At 72.9% G+C, this 20,096-nt stretch carries 14 protein-coding genes, 1 pseudogene and 1 riboswitch; of the genes and pseudogenes, 4 read left to right on the forward strand and 11 right to left on the reverse strand.

Annotation, left to right across the window (positions count from 1 at the left end):
- Positions 1–6: 6 nt before the first annotated feature.
- From ACZ6O2_RS24330 to ACZ6O2_RS24340, 3 genes and pseudogenes are all read left to right on the forward strand, one after another.
- Positions 7–630 (forward strand): hypothetical protein, encoded by a 624-nt coding sequence (locus tag ACZ6O2_RS24330; protein ID WP_466024394.1) that lies wholly within the window; start codon positions 7–9, stop codon positions 628–630.
- An 80-nt stretch (positions 631–710) separates the two neighbouring features.
- Positions 711–924: pseudogene (locus tag ACZ6O2_RS24335) on the forward strand (IS256 family transposase); the annotation flags it as partial.
- 98 nt (positions 925–1,022) lie between these two features.
- Positions 1,023–1,586, forward strand: a complete 564-nt coding sequence (locus ACZ6O2_RS24340) for a GNAT family N-acetyltransferase (protein WP_466024395.1) — start codon at positions 1,023–1,025, stop codon at positions 1,584–1,586.
- 33 nt (positions 1,587–1,619) lie between these two features.
- Here ACZ6O2_RS24340 and ACZ6O2_RS24345 read toward each other — a convergent pair whose 3' ends face one another.
- From ACZ6O2_RS24345 to ACZ6O2_RS24365, 5 genes are all read right to left on the reverse strand, one after another.
- Positions 1,620–3,194: an FMN-binding glutamate synthase family protein gene (locus ACZ6O2_RS24345; protein ID WP_466024396.1), complete on the reverse strand. Its 1,575-nt coding sequence runs from the start codon at positions 3,192–3,194 to the stop codon at positions 1,620–1,622.
- A 108-nt stretch (positions 3,195–3,302) separates the two neighbouring features.
- Complete coding sequence (locus tag ACZ6O2_RS24350; protein WP_466024397.1) at positions 3,303–4,523, reverse strand: PP2C family protein-serine/threonine phosphatase; 1,221 nt, start codon at positions 4,521–4,523, stop codon at positions 3,303–3,305.
- A gap of 160 nt (positions 4,524–4,683) precedes the next feature.
- Positions 4,684–6,834, reverse strand: coding sequence for an amylo-alpha-1,6-glucosidase (locus ACZ6O2_RS24355; protein ID WP_466024398.1), 2,151 nt, complete (start codon positions 6,832–6,834; stop codon positions 4,684–4,686).
- A 305-nt stretch (positions 6,835–7,139) separates the two neighbouring features.
- On the reverse strand, positions 7,140–7,553 hold the full coding sequence (locus ACZ6O2_RS24360) for a VOC family protein (RefSeq protein WP_466024399.1): 414 nt from the start codon (positions 7,551–7,553) through the stop codon (positions 7,140–7,142).
- Positions 7,554–7,672: 119 nt separating this feature from the next.
- The gene (locus tag ACZ6O2_RS24365; protein WP_466024400.1) at positions 7,673–8,803 is read right to left on the reverse strand and encodes a peptidoglycan recognition protein family protein; all 1,131 of its coding nucleotides are present in this window, start codon (positions 8,801–8,803) and stop codon (positions 7,673–7,675) included.
- A 551-nt stretch (positions 8,804–9,354) separates the two neighbouring features.
- Here ACZ6O2_RS24365 and ACZ6O2_RS24370 point away from each other — a divergent pair.
- Complete coding sequence (locus ACZ6O2_RS24370; RefSeq protein ID WP_466024401.1) at positions 9,355–9,930, forward strand: class I SAM-dependent methyltransferase; 576 nt, start codon at positions 9,355–9,357, stop codon at positions 9,928–9,930.
- A 115-nt stretch (positions 9,931–10,045) separates the two neighbouring features.
- Here the strand turns inward: ACZ6O2_RS24370 and ACZ6O2_RS24375 are convergent, their stop codons facing one another.
- The 6 genes from ACZ6O2_RS24375 to ACZ6O2_RS24400 form a co-directional block, all read right to left on the reverse strand.
- Positions 10,046–10,783, reverse strand: a complete 738-nt coding sequence (locus tag ACZ6O2_RS24375) for an amino acid ABC transporter ATP-binding protein (protein WP_350708358.1) — start codon at positions 10,781–10,783, stop codon at positions 10,046–10,048.
- Between the two features lie 2 nt (positions 10,784–10,785).
- On the reverse strand, positions 10,786–11,565 hold the full coding sequence (locus ACZ6O2_RS24380; RefSeq protein WP_350708139.1) for an amino acid ABC transporter permease: 780 nt from the start codon (positions 11,563–11,565) through the stop codon (positions 10,786–10,788).
- 41 nt (positions 11,566–11,606) lie between these two features.
- Positions 11,607–12,476, reverse strand: a complete 870-nt coding sequence (locus ACZ6O2_RS24385) for an ABC transporter substrate-binding protein (RefSeq protein ID WP_350708141.1) — start codon at positions 12,474–12,476, stop codon at positions 11,607–11,609.
- A 263-nt stretch (positions 12,477–12,739) separates the two neighbouring features.
- Positions 12,740–12,851, reverse strand: a riboswitch (SAM riboswitch).
- 198 nt (positions 12,852–13,049) lie between these two features.
- A complete protein-coding gene (locus tag ACZ6O2_RS24390; protein ID WP_466024402.1) occupies positions 13,050–13,742 on the reverse strand; it encodes an RraA family protein in 693 nt (230 codons plus the stop codon).
- A gap of 230 nt (positions 13,743–13,972) precedes the next feature.
- Positions 13,973–16,201, reverse strand: coding sequence for a proprotein convertase P-domain-containing protein (locus ACZ6O2_RS24395; protein WP_466024403.1), 2,229 nt, complete (start codon positions 16,199–16,201; stop codon positions 13,973–13,975).
- A 457-nt stretch (positions 16,202–16,658) separates the two neighbouring features.
- Positions 16,659–19,898 carry a hypothetical protein gene (locus ACZ6O2_RS24400; protein ID WP_466024404.1) on the reverse strand — a complete coding sequence of 1,080 codons (3,240 nt, stop codon included), beginning with the start codon at positions 19,896–19,898 and terminating at the stop codon, positions 16,659–16,661.
- Between the last annotated feature and the right edge of the window lie 198 nt (positions 19,899–20,096).

A 20,096-nucleotide genomic window follows, 5' to 3' on the forward strand; every position in this document is an offset into this window, starting at 1 on the left:
TTGGTCATGCGCGACAACGGCACAACAACGGTACGGGTCCGCCGCCCGGCAGTTGATAACGTGATCGTCGTGGCAGAGCTGGAAGAGCTGGTCCTGACCCCCGGCGAGCGGGTTCGGGGGGTCCGAGTTGACAGTGTGATGTTCAGGATGGACTGGACCGGTGGGGATCACCCAGGCCAGCTGGCGGCGTTCGTGGCTGGTCGGGTACGCGCCTTCGGGGCGGAGCCGACAGACGTCGACACCAACGCCCTCTACCACGCGGCCGAGGCCGACCCGACTCTGCGCCGCGGTGATTTCCCGGTCCGCCAGCTCGATCATCTGTCCGGTGTGCTGGCAGATCTCGGCTGCACGCTTGCGGTGCGGGACAGCGGCACCGACACCTACGAGGTACTGGTCGCGCTGACCGGTGAGCGTGAGCTGACCGGGTTGATGCACGAGGGCCTCCCGGTGCGGGCCTGGGACTCGGAACCCGAAGAGACCCTGGTCAGCCTGGACTGCCCGAACTGCTCGGAGATGCTGGTCTGGCAACTGTCGGCGACCCAGACCCTGGCCGACGAGCGCTGCGATTGCGGAGCCGCGTTGTTCGACGCCACTGGCCGCCCACTGCCCAACGTCACTCTCCACGACTGAGCCGCTCAGTGCCCCTGGCATCGGCTCATCCTCACCGATGTACTGCCCATCGAAAGCGGCGCCCACTGATCCGCACGACCCTCGACGAGGGCTACCGCGAGTCGGCCGGGTCGTGGGCCGACCTGCTCCGCGACTGCAAACAGCGGTAAGAAACCCTGGCCGACATCTGGAACGCCGAGGACCGTGACCACGCCCGCCGCGTCGTGGCCGCGTTCGAACTCGCCTACGGCGCAAAATCGGCCGGGCCGTCCCAAGATCGCCGATGATCTGGACGAACCCCTCGCGTTCCGCGACTGCAGCAGTGCGGTATGCGCCAGGTCGGCCAGGCCGCCTGCCCCTGGCTCTGCCGAAACGGTCCGGACCGAACCGGCCGGCTCCCGTACGCTCCGGCCGTGTTCACCCCGATTCGCGCGCGCCGGCTCACCCTCCGGCCGGTCACGATGGACGACCTTGACGACGTGTACGCGTACCAGCGCCGGCCCGACGTGTGCCGCTGGATGCTCGACAACGAGCCGCGCAGCCGCGAGCAGTCGCGGCAGTCGGTGGCGACGATGACCCGCGAGGACGGGCTGCGTGCCGAGGGCGACATCCTGACCGTGGCCGCCGAGCTGGACGGGCGGGTGACCGGCACCGTCGAGCTGGTCTGGCGGAGCCAGGCCGACCGCACCGCCGAGATCGGGTACGTCTTCAACCCGGAGTTCTCAGGCCGGGGGCTGGCCACCGAGGCCGTGACGACGCTGCTGGGATGGGGCTTCGAGGAGTTCGGCCTGCACCGCGTCTACGGCCGGTGCCACGCCGGCAACGAGGCGTCGGCCCGGCTGATGACCCGGCTGGGGATGCGGTGCGAGGCGCGGCATGTCGAGAGCTACCTGTTCCGCGGCGAGTGGGCCGACCGGCTCGTGTTCGCGATGCTGGCCCGGGAGTGGCGGTCGCGATCGGCGGCGCTCCACGGCTGACGTGGAAGCCCATGACGCGCAGCTGACAGGCGATCACGGCATCGCGGTCGGCGAGGGCGGGGCGCTGCCGCCCCGCGGCGCCTCGGCCGTCATCAGACGTACGATCTCCGCCCGGTCGACGGCGGACGGCAGACCCCAGCCGGGACGGTACCCGTACACCTCGTGCAGCGGGTGGGAGGCGGTGCGGCCGTCGAGGACCTCGATGGCGTCGGTGTCGATCAGGCCCGGGTGCTCGACGCCGCACGCCTCGGCGACCTTGACCAGGTCCCGCCGCAGTGTCCTGACGTAGTTGGCCGCGCGGACCGACTTCCGGGTCGGGTCGAGGCCCCGGGCGAGCCACGGGTTCTGCGTGGCGACGCCGGTGGGGCACGTGTCGGTGTGGCACTTCTGGGCCTGGATGCAGCCGATCGCCAGCATCGCCTCCCGGCCGACGTTGACCATGTCGCAGCCCAGCGCGAACGCCACCACGGCGTTGTCGGGCAGGCCGAGCTTGCCGGCGCCGACGAAGACCACCTGCTCGTGCAGGTCGCGTTCGGCGAAGACCCGGTAGACCCGGGTGAAGCCCTGCTGGAACGGCAGCGACACCGAGTCGGTGAAGATCAACGGCGCGGCGCCGGTACCGCCCTCGCCGCCGTCGACGGTGACGAAGTCGACCCCGCGCCCGGTGTCGCGCATCAGGGTGGCCAGCTCCTCCCAGAAGTCGAGGTCGCCCACCGCGGACTTGATGCCCACCGGCAGGCCGGTCTCGGCGGCGAGCAGCTCCACCCAGTCGAGCAGGCTGTCGCAGTCGGAGAACTCGGCGTGCCGGGACGGGCTCACGCAGTCCCGCCCGGGCGCGACGCCCCGGGTCGCGGCGATCTCCGCGGAGACCTTGGCGGCCGGCAGCAGGCCACCGAGGCTGGGCTTGGCACCCTGGCTGAGCTTGACCTCCAGCGCCCGCACGGGCGCCCCGGCGACGAGGTCCCGGAGCCGGTCGAGGCTGAACCGGCCCTGCTCGTCCCGGCAGCCGAAGTACGCCGTGCCGATCTGGAAGACCAGGTCACCGCCCTTGCGGTGGTACGGGGACAGCCCACCCTCGCCGGTGTTCTGCAGGCAGCCCGCCAGCGCCGCGCCCCGGTTGAGGGCCTCCACGGCGTTGCCGGAGAGCGAGCCGAAGCTCATCCCGGAGATGTTCACCACCGACCCGGGCCGGAAGGCGTGGGCCCGGCCCCGGGCGGCGCCGAGCACCTTCGCGCACGGCAGCCGCACGTCGTGCCCGGCACCCGGAGTGGACGGTGGTACGGCGCGGCCGAAGGTGCGGTGCTTGATGATCGGATAGCCGGGGGTGAACTCGATGTCGTTGTCGGTACCGAAGCCGAAGTAGTTGTTCTGCTGCTTCGCCGACGCGTACACCCAGCGGCGCTGGTCGCGGGTGAACGGGCGTTCCTCGTTGTTGCCCGCGACGATGTACTGGCGCAGCTCCGGCCCGATCGACTCCAGCAGGTAGCGGGCCCGGCCGAGGACCGGGAAGTTGCGCAGCAACGCGTGGTCGCGCTGGATCAGGTCGCGCGCGGCGAGGGCCGCGACGGCGGCGACGGCGGCGGGTACGGCTCGACTTGCCCACTTCATGCCCGCCACTCTTTCCGCGATCGCCCTCCGCCAAACGGGCCGGCGGGGCGGGCCCGGCCAGCCCCGTGCCGCCGGCTGACCCCCGGCGCGCCCCCTCCGGCTACCGGATCAGCCGTGCGTCGGCTGCCGACGAACGACCAGCAGGGCGATGTCGTCGGTCGGTTGCTCGACGCCGAGGGTCGCCATGACGGTGCGGCAGACCTCCTCGGGAGGGCCCGGCCGGACCGCGTCGACGAGCTGCTGGACACCGACGTCGATGACCTCGTCGCGGCGTTCGACGAGCCCGTCGGTGAAGCAGGCCAGCACGGCCCCCGGCGGAAGGTCCACCTCGGTCTGCCGGCGGGCGGGCGGGCGGCGACCCGTGCCGAGCGGAGGGTCGACGTGGACCGGGACCGGGGCGCCCGGCCGGCCCGGCACGGCGAGGACGGGTTGCAGGTGCCCGGCGGTGGAGATCCGGATCCTGCCCCGGTCGGGGGAGACCATGACGTAGAGGGCCGTGGTCAGGCTGCCGGCCTCGAAGTGGGAGACCTTCCGGTCCAGCAGCGTCAACGCCTCCGCCGGATCGTCGCAGACCAGCGCGTACGCGCGCAGCGCGCTGCGGACGCGCCCCATCACCACGGCCGACTGCAGGCCGTGCCCCGACACGTCGCCGATCACCAGCCCCAGCCAGCCCGACGGCAGGCTGAACACGTCGTACCAGTCCCCTCCGACACCGGCGACGTGACCGGGCACGTACCGGGCGGCCATGGCCAGACCGGGCACCTCGGGCAGCTGGTTGGGCAGCAGGCTGCGCTGCAGGGCGAGGGCGGCGCTCTGCGCCAGGTTGTTCGCCCGGGCGAAATGGGCCAGGCTGGCCCGGTCGGCGACCAGCTCCAGCAGGCGGACGTCGTCGGCGGTGAACTGGCGGCGACGCAGCGTGCCGACGTGCAGCACGCCGATGAGCTCACCACGGGCGAATATCGGCACGCCCAGCAGCGACGTCAGTCCCATCGCCAGCAGGATGGGGTTGACCACCGCGTCGGGGGTGACCTCCTCGATGACCACCGGCTGTCGGGTCAGCGCGATCCGGCCGGCGAAACCCCGGCCGACCGAGACGCGGAAACCTCGCCGGACCTCCTCCTCGAGACCCTTGGCGGCGGTGGCCACGAGCTGCTGGGCGTGCGCGTCCAGCAGCAGGATGGCCGCGGTGTCGACGCCGAGCAGATCCCGGACGCGATCGAGCAGCTCGTCGAAGAGGTCGGCCGCGTCGAGCCGGGACAGGGCAGCATCGGTCACCGCCTCGAGACGGCGTAACCGCTCGTCGTCCTGGATGAGCCCCGCGTCGGCCACGACAGGATCCTAGTCCCGCTGGCTGGTTCCGCCGCTATCAGACCTGCACCGACAGCAGCGCGTACGGTGCGGGACGCCGGTCGGACGGTGACGACCGCGAGGGTCGTCCCGAACCGGCCCGTCCGGGCGTTTCGAGCCGGCGGTCCCGATCCGCGGCCGGTCAGGGGCGGTGCCGGCGGGCGGACATCGCCTGGAGCGTGGGCCGACGTACCACCGCGATCCGGTCGCCGCGGGCGCGCAGCGACGTACGACCGCCGCGTCCACGCCGGACGGTCAGGTCGACGGTGCGCCCGCCGACCTGCACGCCCTCGAGGACGAGGTCCGGCAGCCACTCGGGCAGGTGCGGGTCGACGAAGATCGTCCGCAGCGGCGCGGCCGGGCGCAGCGCCAGCAGCGCCTGGATGAGCGCGACGACCGCGCTGGCGGACCACGCCTGCGGGGAGCACGAGTTCGGGTAGACGCCGGGGTGCGGGTGCGCGTCGTCGCGCGGCAGGCCGCTGAGCACCTCCGGCAGGCGGTGCTCGGTGAAGAGCGCCGCGGCGGCGAACATCCCCTCGGCGAGCCGGTGCAGGTGCTCCCAGCAGCCGTACCGGGCCAGCCCGAGGCCGATCGTGCCCGCCTCCACCGGCCAGACGCTGCCCCGGTGGTAACTGAACGGGTTGTACGCCGGGTGCGCCGACGACAGGGTGCGCACCCCCCAGCCGCTGAACATGTCGTCGGCCAGCAGCCGGTCGGCGACCAGGGGAGCGAGCCGGGCCGGCACGATCCCGGTGGCGAGCAGGTGACCGTCGTTGGAGTTGACCGAACGCACCTGCCGCTTGTCCGGGTCGAGCGCCATGGCGTGACAGTCCCGCTCGGGCATCCAGTAGGCGCGGTGGAAGCGGCGACGAAGGACCGTGGCCCGGCTGACCAGCCGGGCGCCGAGCGCGGGGTGACCGGTCGCGGCGAACACCACGGCAGCGTGCCGCAGCGCGGCGTACCAGTACGCCTGCAGCTCGCTGGTCGCGATCGGGTTGGGCACCACCTCGCCGCGCTCGTCGACGATCGCGGTGTCGGAGTCCTTCCAGCCCTGGTTCTTCAGCCCGGCCCGGGACCGGCAGTGGTATTCGAGGAAGCCGTCCCGGTCGGGGTCGCCGTACCGGTCGATCCAGCCCAGGGCGCGGCGCGCGACCGGCAGCAGGTCCCGCACCGTGTCGAGATCCCCCGTCCACGCGAAGTACTGCCCGAGGAAGATCAGCAGGTCCGGCGCGGTCGACCAGTCGCCGTAGTAGCCGCTGAACGGGTCGAGCCCGAGCGCGGACACCGGGCCCAGGCGGGCCTCGTGCAACGGCTTGCCGGGCTCCTCGTCGCGCCAGTCGTCGATGCGCCGCCCGAGGTGGCAGGCGTTGAGCCGCAGGCTGTCCGCCAGCATCGTCGGCCCGGCGAGCAGGGCCTGCCACGACGCGGTCATCGTGTCGCGGCCGAAGATCTCCTGGTAGATCGGCAGGCCGGCCATCGGCGCCGTCGGCCCGGCCGGCTCACCCAGCGGCAGCACCGCCAGGTCGTCGACCGCGCACCGCCAGGCCGCCGTGACGTCGAAGTTGCTGCTGCTCAGCCGGGTCAGTTCCCGGGCGAGGCGGGCGCGGGCGCGGGCCGCGTCGTCGTCCGGCTCGGCGAAGGTCGGCGGCGGCGCGGCGAGACGCCGTCCCTCGAAGACCGGCTCGACCACGAGTTCCACCCGGCCCGACCCCCGGGGCGGCACCGCGACCGCGACCAGGACGGCGTCGTCCACGTACCGGACGGGCGCATCCGCGTGTACGACGATCGCCACCGCCCGGTCGAGGCCGTCGCACCGGTAGGTCAGGCGCAGCTCGCGGGCGTCGGGGTGCCAGCTCGCGTCGACCGCGCCCGACTGCACCCGGCGGCCGGTCTCGGCCTCGCTGGTGTCGGCGAAGTCGGCGGCGAGATCGATCCGCAGTTCCAGTTCCAGCGGCACCGGGGCGTAGCTGACCACGGTCAGCCGGGTGCGCAGCCCCTCGCCGACGAAGCGCTCCACCAGGAGGTAGGCCGCGCGGGAGGGCAGTGTCTCACCGTCGCCGAGTGCGGCGTACGAGAGCTGGGCGTGGCCGGCCACGTTGGCCGTGCTGAACGGCACCGGCTCGCGGCCGTCCACGGCGAGGCGCTCCGTGCTGAGCACCCGGGTGTTGCGCGCGAAGAAGCCCTGCGGGCCGGCGCCGGTGATCCGGCCGCGCACGTCGGTGACCAGCGTGCTCCAGCCGCTCGCCACGTAGAGCAGATCCGGTCGGACCCGCAGGTTCCGGACGCCGCTCATCGGCCCGGCGGCCGGCGTGGCCTCGGTGTCCGGGGCGGCCGCCGCCGGCGCGACCTCCCGCGGACGGAGGGGGTCCCGGCGGGGCGGGCGGCAGGCGGGTGCGGCGGCGTCGCGCGGCCGGCAGGGGTCCCGGCGGCAGGCGCGCTCGGCGGCGTCGACGGCATCGGTGCACCCCCTGACCGGCGGCTGCGGGCCCGGGCGCGCCGGTGCGGCGCGCCGCGGACCCGTCGGACAGCGGTCGGTACCCGGTCGCGTCGCCTGTACACCTCCGGCCGGCCCGCCGGGCCGCGGAAGCGCTCCCGCGGTCAGCGCTGGGGCTGGCCGATGTCCACCATCCAACTGGTGCCGAAGCGGTCGACGCACATGCCGAACTCGTCGCCCCACATCTGCTTCTCCATCGGCATGGTGACCGTGCCGCCTTCGGTCAGCTTCTCCCAGTAGCCGCGCAGCTCGTCGGCGTCGTCGCCGCTGAGGCTGACGGCGACGTTGTTGCCCGGGTTGTGCTCCATCCCCGGCGCGGTGTCCGAGGCCATCAGGGTGTAGCCCCGGTCGGTCTGCAACATCGCGTGCATGATCTTGTCGGCCAGCGCGGGATCGTCGGTGCCGAACTCGCCGAAGGTGCTCATCGACAGCGAGCCGCCGAACACGCGGTGGTAGAACTCCATCGCCTCCCGTGCCGTGCCCGGGAAGCTGATGTACGGGTTGAGCCGAGACGCCACAGCACCCTCCTCCGGTCGTGAAGGCGTCATCGTCGCAGATCAGGGGCCGGGTGTGGGCGAGGCGCGCCCGCGTTCCGCGGCCCGTGGGAGCGGGAGGCCGTCCCACGGGCCGCGGGCGGTCAGTGCCGGAAGGAGTGGCGCACGACGCCGCCGACGAGGACGCACCACGTGTTGGTGGTCAGCTTGCCGTTGCGGGGCAGGCCGTGCAGCGCCTGGAGGTCCTGGACGGCCTTCTTGGTGGCGTGGTCGTACTCGCCGGTGACGGCGACGTCCGCCCACCCCTTGAAGTTGAGCATGAACTGGGCGGCGCTGACCGGGATGCCGGTGGCGTCCTTGTCGAGCTCCGGCGCCAGCGTCTCCCAGGTCGGCGCGGTGAGGGTGGCGTCGACGTCGACCGGGATGCCGTTGCGGTACTGCCAGTCCTGCACGGCCGCGACGGTGGCGGCGTCGAAGACGCTGTTGACCGGCACGGTGTAGCCGCGGTGGGCCAGCAGGTACTGCACGACCCGCACCGACGGCGAGCCGACGAACCGCCACAGGTCCGGCCAGCGGCGGGCCGGCACGTCCGCCAGGTCGGTGCCGAGCGCCTCGAACACCCGGCGGCGCAGGGCGGGGAACTGCCGGTAGAAGGCCGCGCCGGGGCACAGCGTGGTGCGGAAGTCCCAGTGCCCGAAGATGTCGTGGGCGTGCAGGCCGTACTGCCGGCAGATGGTCGTGCAGAGCTTGACCAGCGAGTCCAGCAACGCCTCCGGCGGCGTCTCGGTGACGTACGTGCCCTCGTTCTCGATGCCGATCGCCCGGCCGTTCTCGCCCGGGCAGTGCGCCGAGATCATCTGCCGGTCGCCGGCCTGCAGCCGCTCCAGGCTGCCCCGGCGCCCCTCCATGACGTATCCGCCGCGGCTGACGGTGAAGTGCTGGCCGGTGTCGGACCAGCGGTTGCCGTCCATGTGCAGGTTCTGGCAGTCGCGGGCCAGCTTGATCGCCTGCGCCTCGGAGTAGTCGGTGACGTTCGGGAACGCCATGTGGTGCACGATGATCTTGTTGGTGGGGATGGCGCTGACCGACAGCGGGTCCGCCGGCGGACGCGCGCCCCACTCGTCGCAGCTGTAGATCCAGTCCAGGTCGGCGCCGGGGTCCGCCTGCGCGGCGGCCGGGAAGGCGAGTTCGCTTCCGACGACCGCGACCGTGGCGGCGCCGAGGCCGGCCCGCAGCAGGGTCCGACGGTCCAGTTCGGAGTGGTCGAGGTGCATGGCATCTCCTGTGCGGCCGGGTCGGGGGTGGGAAGGGGGTGCGTGAAAGGAAACTCCAGTGGCCGCCTGTGTTGTGGAAGATATTGCCCAGACCTCCGCCGCAGGTCAATAAGGAGTCGACCGGTCCTCCGGAGAGACGGCCCGTGCCGAGGTGGGAATCACGGGCAGCGACGCGCAGGTGGCCGTGGGTCGTCGGGTTTCCGGCAGCGGAGGTCCGGCCGGTGGACGAGCCGGCTGCTCGGACCGCCGGGAGCGGGGGACTGCCACGTGGCGTCACCGGGAACGGAGACCGGTACGGGCCCGTCGGCGGCGTGGACCAGCGTCCGATGTGGCACGGAGCTGTTGTCAACCTGAGCGGGCGGGAAGGACAACCGCTCGATCGGTGGCGTGCTTGATCGTCGAAGATGGGCGAAGCTTCTGGTAGGTGACGTGGTCCATGCCCTGAGCTCGCTTTCCGCCATCTGCTGTGGGCAGGCTGTCGGAGTGGGAACGGGCTTTAGCGGTGAGGTAGCGACGTACTACGCGAGGCACCGGCGCGGTTACCCGCCGAGGTGCTCGACGCCCTCGTCGGGGCGTTCGGCCTCGGCGCCGCAGACACGGTGGTCGACCTCGGCTGCGGCACCGGTCAGTTGAGCCTCCCGCTCGCCGCCCGGGTGGGGGCCGTCATCGGCGTGGACCCGGAGCCGGACATGCTGACCTTGGCGCGCCAGGCCGCTCTCAACGTTGCACGAGCCAACGCCACGTGGCTGCTCGGTGCTGACAGTGACCTGCCCGCGCTGGGCCGGCTACTCGGCGAACGGACGATCGGCGCGCTGACCGTCGCTGTCGCTATCCATCTCATGGACCGCGACACGCTGTTCAGGGCCGCCCGGCCGCTGCTGCGTGCCGGCGGCGGCGTAGCCGTGGTCACCAATGGCGCGCCGCTGTGGTTGCAGGACGCCGAATGGTCTGGGGCACTGCGCGAATGTCTGGAGCGGCTGCTCGGGCACTCCGCCTTGTCGGCCGACCGGCTGCCCTCTACACAGGGCCGGTCCGCGTTCGCCGCCGAGGTCCGCGACGCCCTCGGAGGGCGCGACCAGGTCACCGAGCGGGTCCGCGTCTGGCTGCAGTTCGGCACGCCCGCTTGAGAGCCGGGCCCCTCCCAACTACAGCCTCCCCGCCTCCGCGACCTTGTCGTTCCACTCGTCGAAGAGCCGCACCAGTCAGGTTGAAACAGCTGTGCCCCGGGCGGCTGTTGCGGGGTCAGAGCACCTGGGAGAGGAAGCGGCGCAGCCGGGGGTGCTCCGCCCCCTCGAAGATCGCGGCCGGCTCGCCGGCCTCCAGCACCACGCCGCGATCCATGAACGCGACGGTGTCGGCGACCTCGCGGGCGAAGCCCATCTCGTGGGTGACCACCACCATCGTCATGCCGCCGGCGGACAGCTCGGCCATCAGCCCCAGCACCCCCTTGACCAGCTCCGGGTCCAGAGCCGAGGTCGCCTCGTCGAAGAGCATCACCTGCGGCCGCAACGCCAGCGCGCGGGCGATCGCGACCCGCTGCTGCTGCCCGCCCGACAGGTGCGCCGGCCGGGCGTCGGCCTTGGCCGCGAGCCCCACCAGCTCCAGGTGGTCGCGGGCGACCGCCACCGCCTCGTCCTCACCAAGCTTCCTGATCCGGCGCAGCGCGAGGGTGATGTTGCGCAGCACGCTCATGTGCGGGAAGAGGTTGAACTGCTGGAAGACCATGCCGACCCGCTGCCGCAGGGCATCCGGGTCGTCGCCCAGCACGCTGCGCCCGTCGAGCAGCACGTCGCCCCGGTCGGGCTCGATGAGCCGGTTGATGGCGCGCAGAAGCGTGGACTTGCCCGAGCCGGACGGGCCGATCACGCAGGCCGTCGCGCCCCGCGCGACGTCCAGGTCCACGCCGCGCAGCACCCGGTGCGACCCGAAGGCCAGGTGCACGTCGCGGACGCTCAGGCTCACCGAGGTCGTCGTGTCGATGCTCATCGCTGGTTTCCTCCCGCCGCGCCCGGCAGCGCCAGGTCGAGGTCGTCGTCGGCGTCGGCGGGCGCGGCGGCCTGCCGGCCGTGCCGCAGCCGCCGGTCGATCCAGTTCACGACGTGGGTCAGCGGCACGGTCAGCGCCAGGTAGAACAGGCCGGCCAGCAGCAGCGCCGACTGGTTGCCGGTGTTCGCCGCGTAGTCCTGCCCGATCCGGAACAGCTCCCGCTGGCTGGCCAGCAGGCCGAGGAAGTAGACCAGGCTGGAGTCCTTGATCAGCGCGATCAGCTGGTTCACCCAGGCCGGCAGCACCCGGCGGATGCCCTGCGGCACGATCACCAGGCGCATCGCCTCGCCCCAGGACAGGCCCAGCGCCCGGGCCCCCTCGAGCTGGGCGGCCTCCACCGACTGGATGCCGGAGCGGAAGATCTCGCCGATGTAGGCCGCCGCGATCAGTGACAGCGCCAGGATGCCCAGGGGATACGGGTTGGGGCCCCACACCTCCATGCCCAGCGGCGCCAGACCGACGCCGATGAGCAGGATGGTCGCCGCGGCCGGCAGGCCGCGGAACACGTCGGTGTAGACCCGCGCCGGCCAGCGCAACCAGCGGGTACGCGAGATGCCGGCGACGGCCAGCCCCATACCCAGCACCGAGCCGAGCAGGGCGGCGGAGATCGCGAGGATCAGCGTGTTGGGCAGCCCGACCGTCAGCATCTCGGGCAGCGCCTCGCGCATGGAGTCCCAGTCGAAGAAGGTCTCCCACAGGGTGCTCAACGGATCCATCGTGTTCTCCTACCGTCCCGCTCGCTCGTCGTCCGTACGTGTCAGGAAGCGGCCGAAGCCGACGCCGCCGGCGCGGACGGCACCGCGACCGTGCCGCTGCCCGGCTTGAAGTCGGCGGGGATCGGGCGGCCCGGGTAGTACTGGGCCTGCAGGCGGCTCCACGTGCCGTCGGCGATCACCTCGTCGAGGCCCTTGTTCAGCGCCTCGCGCAGCTTGTCGTTGCCCTTGGCGAACGCGTACGCCGTCGGGGCCGGGCTGAGCAGCTTCCCCGCCACCTTGATCTTGCCGTTGCTGTCGGCGGCCGACTTGTCGCCGATCTCGGCCGGGGCGATCCAGGCGTCGGCGGTGCCGGCCTTGAGCTGGTTGATCGCGCCGTTGTAGTCGGGCACCCGGACCGGGTCGAGGCCCTCGCCGGTGGCGTAGTCGTCCTGGACGGTGCCCTGCACGACCACGACCCGCTTGCCGGCGAGCTGGTCGAAACCGGTGATCGACGAATTGGCCGGCACGTCGAGCCCGAAGTAGCCGAAATCGTAGCCGTTGCCGAAGTCGACGGTCTTCTTGCGGGCCTCGGTGATGGTGATCGAGGAGCTGCCGACGTCGAACTTGCGGTTGTTGACCTGCGAGAGCAGCGCGGAGAAGTCCGTCCCGACGAACTCGACCTTCAGGCCGACCTTCGCGGCGACCGCGGTGAGCAGGTCGTTGTCGAAGCCGGTGAACTTGCCGTCCTTGAGGTAGACGTTCGGCGGGGCGTCGGTGAGCGTGCCGGTGCGCAGCACCCCCGGCTGGAGCAGGTTGTACGGGTTGTCGGTCGCCTCGGACGCGTCGTCGCCGCAGGCGGTCAGGGCGGTGGCGGCGAGGACGGCGGCGACGCCGAGGGCGGCGGCGCGGGTGAGGGCGGGAAGGAATCGCACAGGTGTCTCCGAAAGGGTCTCCGGCGGCGGGCACGGGCGTGCGTCGCCGGCGGTGCGCCCGGTGGGCGTACCGCTGGGGTGGTCCTGGGAAGGGGGTCTGGTGCGTGGCTAGCGCGGGTCGCCGGGGCGACACGAGGCGCTGCAGACCCGCATCATGTCGACGTGGCGGCGCCGGGTCAACGGCGGCGGGGCCGCGGCGGGGACCGTCGGTACGCAGATGCGGAAGGACATGGCTCTCCTCGGTCGTTGCTGACCTGGGAACCAGGCCACGCTTGCACCGAAGCTGCTCCGGTGCCTGGTCTTCACCCGGGGCACCCCTGCGCGGACGAGGGTTGCCGGCCAGCGAGCCGGGGCTTGACGCTGGCGCTCATGACCTGCCGACGAGGCTAGCAGCTCCCGGTGGTGGCGCGTCCAGCCGCTATGACCACCCTCACGTGGCGCCGCCCGGCGCGAGCGGAGACGGTGCCGACCCAGGCGGCGACCCGGGGGCGAACCGAGGCCGCCCCCGACGCCGAGCCCGGTGGCGAACCCGCGCCCAACCCGGGCCGAACCTGCGGGCCCGGTTCCGGGCGGTCACTCCTCGATCGCGCCGCCCACGCGCCGCAGGTGCTGCCGGAAGGTGTAGCCGGGGTCGGTGGCGCGGCAGGCGAGGTAGTCGGCGAACCCGGTCTGCTCGCGCAGCGTCTCGCCGGCGCGGATCCGCCGCGCCTGGACCCGCTCGACGTCCCGGATCCGCTGCGCCGCCGCCAACACCTCCGCGGCGTTCGCGGCGGTGACGAAGAGCACGCCGTCGTCGTCGGCGATGACGAGGTCGTCGGCGCTCACCAGGTGCGGCCCGATCCGGGCGCTGGCGAGCGTCTCCGGCTCCCGCTCGTCGAGGCGGTCCGGGCCCAGCGGCAGGCTGCCATAGCTGAACACGGGCAGGCCGATCTCCACCAGCTCGGGCGTGTCCCGGTGCAGGCCCCACACCACGACTCCGGCGACGCCGGCCGCGGCCCCCTCCAGCACCGCCAGGTCGCCGACGCACGCCTCGTCCGACCGGCCGCCGTTGTCGATCACCAACACGTCCCCCGGGGCCGCGCCCGCGTACGCCTCCAGGAACACGTCGACGCTGCCGTGGTGGCGCACCGGCAGCACCCGCCCGGCGAGGCGGTGGCCGGGGACGACCGCCCGGATCCCGGCCGGCGCCGCGCGCGGTGGCACGCCCAGCCGTACGCAGGCGTCGGCGATCAGCGGCGTGGAGAGGTCGGCGAAACGCTCCGGCATGGGGTCCTCCCGGCGGTGTCCGAGGCGTGGACGGTCATCGTAGGAGAGCCGGCCCGCGCGGCGGCCAGGTCCAATCCGGACCCGCTGGCCCAGGCCGACGACGGCCGAAAGGGCGAGCGCCTGGCGCCGGTGAAGTCCATGCCGTGCGCGGGTCGGCAACGGATGTCGGGGCCCCGGCTGGAGTTCAGCCGGGGCCCCGGTGTGGGGGTGCGCTGGTGGCGCCGTTGCCGCTAGAGCGTCAGCGTCCAGGTGTTGAGGTAGCCGGTGTCGCCGGAGGCGGCGTCCCGCACCCGCAGCTTCCAGGTGCCGTTACGGGCCTCGGAGGAGAGGTTGACGGTGTAGGTCTGGTTGATGTTGTCGGTCGAGCCGCCGGTGCGGTTGTGCAGGGTGTAGGCGGTGCCGTCGGGGGCGATGAGGCTGACGACGAGGTCACCGATGTAGGTGTGGACGATGTTCACGGCGACGGTGCTGGTGGCGGAGGCGTTGCCGGAGCAGCCGCTGATGGTGATCGAGCTTTCCACCGTGGTGTTGTCGCCGATGTTGACATCGGTGCCGTTCGTGCCGGTGCAGCCCGGGGGCGTCCCGCCGACCAGGTTGAGCGTCCAGGTGTTGAGGTAGCCGGTGTCGCCGGAGGCGGCGTCCTGCACCCGCAGCTTCCAGGTGCCGTTGGCGGCCTCGCTGGAGAGGTTGACGGGGTAGGTCTGGTTGATGTTGTCGGTCGAGCTGCCGGTGCGGTTGTGCAGGGTGTAGGCGGTGCCGTCGGGGGCGATGAGGCTGACGACGAGGTCACCGATGTAGGTGTGGACGATGTTCACGGCGACGGTGCTGGTGGCGGAGGCGTTGCCGGAGCAGCCGCTGATGGTGATCGAGCTTTCCACCGTGGTGTTGTCGCCGATGCTGACGTCGGTGCCGTTGGTCTGCGAGCAGCCGGGCGGCCCGTTGACCGTCAACGTGTACGACGCGGTCTGGGTGGTGACCGTGCCGGTGCCGGTGACGGTGACCGGGTAGGTGCCCGGCGCGGTGGTGCCGGTGGTGGAGATGGTCATCGTGGCGGAGTTGCCGGAGGTGACCGACGACGGGCTGAAGCTCGCCGTGGCCCCGGCGGGCAGGCCGTTGGCGGAGAACGTCACGTTCTGCGCGCCGCCGACCGTGGTGGTGGTGCCGACGGTCGCGGTGACCGAGCTGCCCGGGTTGACCGTTCCGGAGGTCGGCGACACCGACATGGCGAAGTCCTGCGTCGGCGTGCTGATGTTGCCGATGTAGAGCAGCTTGTTCGGTGAGCCGGTGCCCGGGTTGGTGACCTTGCCGTTGGTCGCGTCGTTGACGAGCTTGTCGCGGACCTGCTGCGGGGTGTACGACGGGTTGGCGGCGAGGACCAACGCGGCCGCACCGGCCACGTGCGGGGTGGCCATCGACGTGCCGCTGATGGTGTTGGTGGCGCTGTCGCCGGTGTGCCACGCCGAGGTGATCGACGAGCCCGGGGCGAAGATGTCCAGGCAGGTGCCGATGTTGGAGTAGTCGGCCCGGGCGTCGGTGCTGGTCGTCGCCCCCACGGTGATCGCGTTGGGGGTGCTGGCCGGCGAGACACCGCAGGCGTCGGCGGAGTAGTCGTTGCCGGCCGCGATGGCGTAGCTGACGCCGTCGGCGATGGAGGCGGTCACCGCGTCGTTGACGGCCTGGTCCTTCCCGCCGCCGAGGCTCATGTTGGCCACCGCCAGCTCGCCGGGGTCGTGGTCGCCGGTGACCCAGTCGATGCCGGCGATCACCCCGGCGTACGTGCCACTGCCCCCGCAGTCGAGGACCCGGACGCCGACCAGGGTGGCGTTCTTGGCCATGCCGTACGCGGTGCCGCCCACGGTGCCCGCGACGTGGGTGCCGTGGCCGTTGCAGTCGTCGGCCGAGCCGCCGTCGACCGAGTCGAAACCGGTGACCGCGCGGCCACCGAAGTCGCTGTGCGAGAACCGGATGCCGGTGTCGATGATGTACGCCCGGACGCCGGAGCCGCCGTTCGGGTAGGTGTAGGAGCTGTTCAACGGCAGGTCGCGCTGGTCACTGCGGTCCAGGCCCCACGACGGGGTGGGGCTCTGCGTGCCGGAGATCCGCACGACGTGGTTCTGCTGGACGTACTTCACCGACGGGTCGGCGGCCAACCGCCGGGCCTGCGCGGCGGACATCCGGGCCTCGAACCCGCGCACCGTGTGCTGGAAGGTCCGGGCGACGGTGCCGTCGTGCCGGCCGGCCAGGGCGCGGGCGTTGCCCGTGACCTCGGCCCGGGTCACCGCGGTGTCCTTGAACACCACGATGTACGAGCCGGAGACCGCGGTGGCGCCGCCGGCCTGGAGGATCTGCCCTTCGGCGGGAGCGGCGGTCGCTGGAGTGCCGAACGCCACCGCGGCGGTGACCGCGGCTGTTGCGACGCCCAGACGCCAGTGGCGCCTGGACAGGCGGGGGAGTGTCATCGGTCGTCCCTCTCCTGACGCCGGATCCCGTGCGGGGGTGGTGCGGAGATCCGGGAAGTTGATCTGGTGGAGGTGATGCTAGACGGCGATGCATTCAAATGTATAGATGAAAAAATTTCCGCGTTTCGTGCTGATTCCACGCGGATGTGAAGGACTTGCCGTGCCGGCACGCCTGTTTTTTCGTCATCGGTCGAGGACGGCGTCCCACTCGTCGAGTACGTCGCCGGACAAGGTGCGAAGGCGTGCGAGGGCCCGGGACCGGGTCACCCCGACGGCCGCGGCGCGATCAGACGCTCGCCGTCCGGCCAGGGGCCGCAGTCGCCGGCGGTGCCGAGGCGCCTGGCCCGCCCGCATCAACGACCTCGTCGGGGGGATCGCCCGGGCCGGGAGTCCGGGTGTCGATCCCGGTCGCTGACGCTCCGGTCGGATCGGCGGCCGTGGTGTCGCGCCGCGGCGGTCACCGCTGCGGCACGCCCGGCGGCGGCTCCGGCCCGAAGTGCACCCCCGCGATCGGGCCGCCCGGCGGCAGGAGGATGTCGAGCATCCGCCGCCGCCCGTCCGGCCCCGGGTCCCGGATGAACCAGAGGTGGTACTGCGAGCCCGCCGGGATGTTCTCGAAGTCCCCGAGCGCGTCGCGCAGGTACTGCCGGGCCGTCGCCTGCTGCTCCGCGGCGCTCTGGAGGTGGATCGCGTCGGACTTCAGCTCGAGGAACCCCGGCACGTCGCCGGCCACCCAGTGCCCGTCCAGGTTGGACCGGCCGGTCAGCCAGGTGTCGATCCGCGCGCCGAGGAACCACATCGTCTGCTGCAGGACGGGCAGCGGACCGAGGAAGACGTGCTCGGCGAGCCGGCCGCGCATGCGGTTGGCGACGATGGTCAGATCCGGCACCCGGATCTGCCCGTCGACCATCATCTTCTCGAACGAGTCGACGAGCGCGATCCTGGTCTGCGGCCGGTACGCGTCGAACTCGCCGGCCTCGGCGACCTCGATGACCTGCAGGCAGTCGGTCATCGCCCGGCGCTGGTCCGGGGTGAGCGCGGGGAAGTCCCGGGCCACCTCGTCGGCCAGGACCCGCCAACTGGGGTGGGCCCGGTCGACGCCCAGGTTCTCCGGCGTGATCTTGCGGCGTGGCGGGCGCAGCGGGGGAGCGAGTGCCAGTTCCCGGCGCAGCTGCTGGCTGGTCAGCGACATCAGCCGGGCGACGAGCGCCGGGCGGTCACCCGCCGGGGCCTGCTCCAGCAGGGTGCCGGCCCGGCCGAGCCCGTCGTCGACCTGCGCCGTGCCGAGCCGCTTGCGCAGCCGCAGCACCAGCAGCGGACCCCACTGCCGCCCGAACGCGATCGACGCGGGATGCGACGCGAGCCCGTACAGGGCGGTCGAGCGGGACTGGACGGCGCCGACACCGGCCAGGTCCGGGTGCGCGAGCAGACGCAGGAACGACTCCCGTCCCTTGGCCGCCTGCGCGAGGATCTTCGCCACCTTGTCGGGGCCGAAGGCGGCCTGGAGGCGCTCCAGGCCCACGGTCGCCGCGCCGGGCAGCACCACCGGCTCGGGTGACGGCCCGGGCCGCATGCTCGCCTCGGGCACGTGGACCAGCCGCTCCGGCGTCGCGGCCCGCGCCGGCAGGTCGCCCTCGGGCAGCAGGAGCAGGCGCCGGCCGCCGGAGCCGGACACGAGCACGGCGTCGGGGAGATCGGTGGGCCGCCGGGTGCCGGGCGGGTAGGCGGCGTCGAGCACCGGCCGGGCGTCGTCGCTGAAGACCACCAGGCCCGGCAGCAGTCCCTCGAAGGTCGGTACGGCGTCCGGCCAGGTCAGCGAGGCGCTGATCCCGGCCTCGGCGAGGCGCAGCTCGATCTCGCCCTTGGCGGCGGTGAGCCGGAGCAGCGCCGCGTCGCGTTCCGCCCCGGGCGGCAGCCCGTCGACGAGGGCGACCAGCCCGTTCCAGGCCTGCGCCGCGCGGGTCGCCCACGCCCGGAACTGTTCCGGGCCGGCCGTGCCGTTGCGGACGGCCTCGAAGTCCTGGGCGACCTGCGCGCGCTCGGCCTCCAGCTCCTGCAGCCGGCGCTCGCCGTCGACGGTGAGCGCCCCGCGGGCCGCGCCGAGCCGGTCGAGGAACGACCTCGCCATCAGCCCGCCGACCATGACGGCGCCCGTGGTGGCGGCCTGCTGCACCGCGGCCACCACGCTGTCCCGCAGGCCGCGCAGCTCCCCGGTGCGGATCAGGTGCTGCGCCTCGCCGAACCCGAAGGTGGTGATCTGCTCGACCACGAGCCGGGCGACCTGCTCGGCCCGGTCACCGGACCGGGCCACCGCCTTGAAGATGTCCCCGGAGCCGCAGAGCACGACACGGACGACGGCGGCCTGCAGCGCCTGCCACGCGAGGTCCTCCTGGAACGACGTCGCCGTGATGGACTCCGGCCCCAGCAGCAGCTCGGACGCGCCACGGGCGACGAGCGTCTCCCACATCAGCCGGGTGGCGACCACGCCCGCCGAGACGGCGATCGAGCCGAGCACCGTGCCGCTGCCGATGACGGTCTCCAGCACCGCGCCGGCGGCGGCGCCGGCCGCCCCTGCGGTGATCGCCGTGGCCACGCCGATCGCCACCCCGGCCGCGATCGCCTTGACGGTCTTCTGCAGTTCGATGGTGTCGGCGATGTCGTCGAGGTCGGCCTTGAACCCGGGTCGGCCGGTGACGGTGGCCAGCACCGCGACGGCGAGCCGGTGCCGTTCCGCCGCCTCGACGTACGCGCCGTTCTTGTGCAGCAGGAAGCTCTGCTCCACATGAGTGAGGGCCGCCGCGAGTTCGACCACGTACCCGTCCACCCGTTCCGTCGCCGCGCTGGGCAGCACCGGTTGGTCGGCGAGCCACGACAGCCGTTCCCGGGTGGCCAGGATCTGCACCGTCAGGCTGATGGTGCGCAACCTCTGGCTGAACCGCAGGTACGGCTGCAGGTAGTCGCGGAAGGGGTAGGCGCGTACCGCGTACAGGTCGGCCAGGAGGCGGCGGCGCAGGAACCACTCCTGCCCGGGGGAGGTCATGGCGACGCCGGTCTCGGCGTCCGCGGCCCGTCCGGGAAGGGCGTCGTCCTCCCGCTCCGCCCGCAGGGCGACGAGGCCGGTGACCTGGTCGGCGAGCTGCCCGATCACGGCCTCCAGACCCATGCGGTCGGTCAGGTAGAGCAGCGGCATCGTCTTCGAGAACTCCCCGACCAGCCGGTCGCCCTCGTTCTGCCGGGCCTCGACCCGGTACGGCGGCGCGGCGTCGAGCGCCTCGGTGATCGCGGCGCAGTACGCCTCGCGGGCCTTGTGGAGGTAGCCGCGCAGCCGTGGCTCGAACGGGGGGAGGTACTGGCCCGGCCGGGCGAGGTCGGCCAGTTGGCGCAGGGCCGGGCCGAGCGCCACGGTCACCGCCCAGGCCATCTCCACGCCCCGGACCCGGCGCGCCATCGCCCGCGCGGTGGGCGCCGGCGCGCCGGCCGCCGGATTCCGCATGGCCCACAGCCGGCGGCGCGCCGGCTTCAGCTCCTGCGCGTACGGGACGAGGTCGTCAACGGCGTCGTGCAGCTCCGCGAGCAGCAGGTCGTGCGGCACGCGGCTGGTCGGGCTCTGGGTGACGGCCACCGGGGCCGGCCGCCGCGTGCCCACGGTCGCCAGGACGGCCCCGCGTACGCCCTCTTCGCTCAAGCTCTGGGTCATGGACTCCCCCGCCCCGCCGGCGCGGCGACCGCGCCACACCATGGACATTCCGGTCATCGATTGCGCGCCCGGGTCGTCGGCACGACCCGGGGTGGCTCGGTACGGGCGCGGGGGGGGGGGGGGGGGGGGGGGGGGGGGGGGGGGGGGGGGGGGGGGGGGGGGGGGGGGGGGGGGGGGGAGGGGGGGGGGGGGGGGGGG

It is taken from the genome of Micromonospora sp. NPDC048040, from assembly GCF_055587185.1.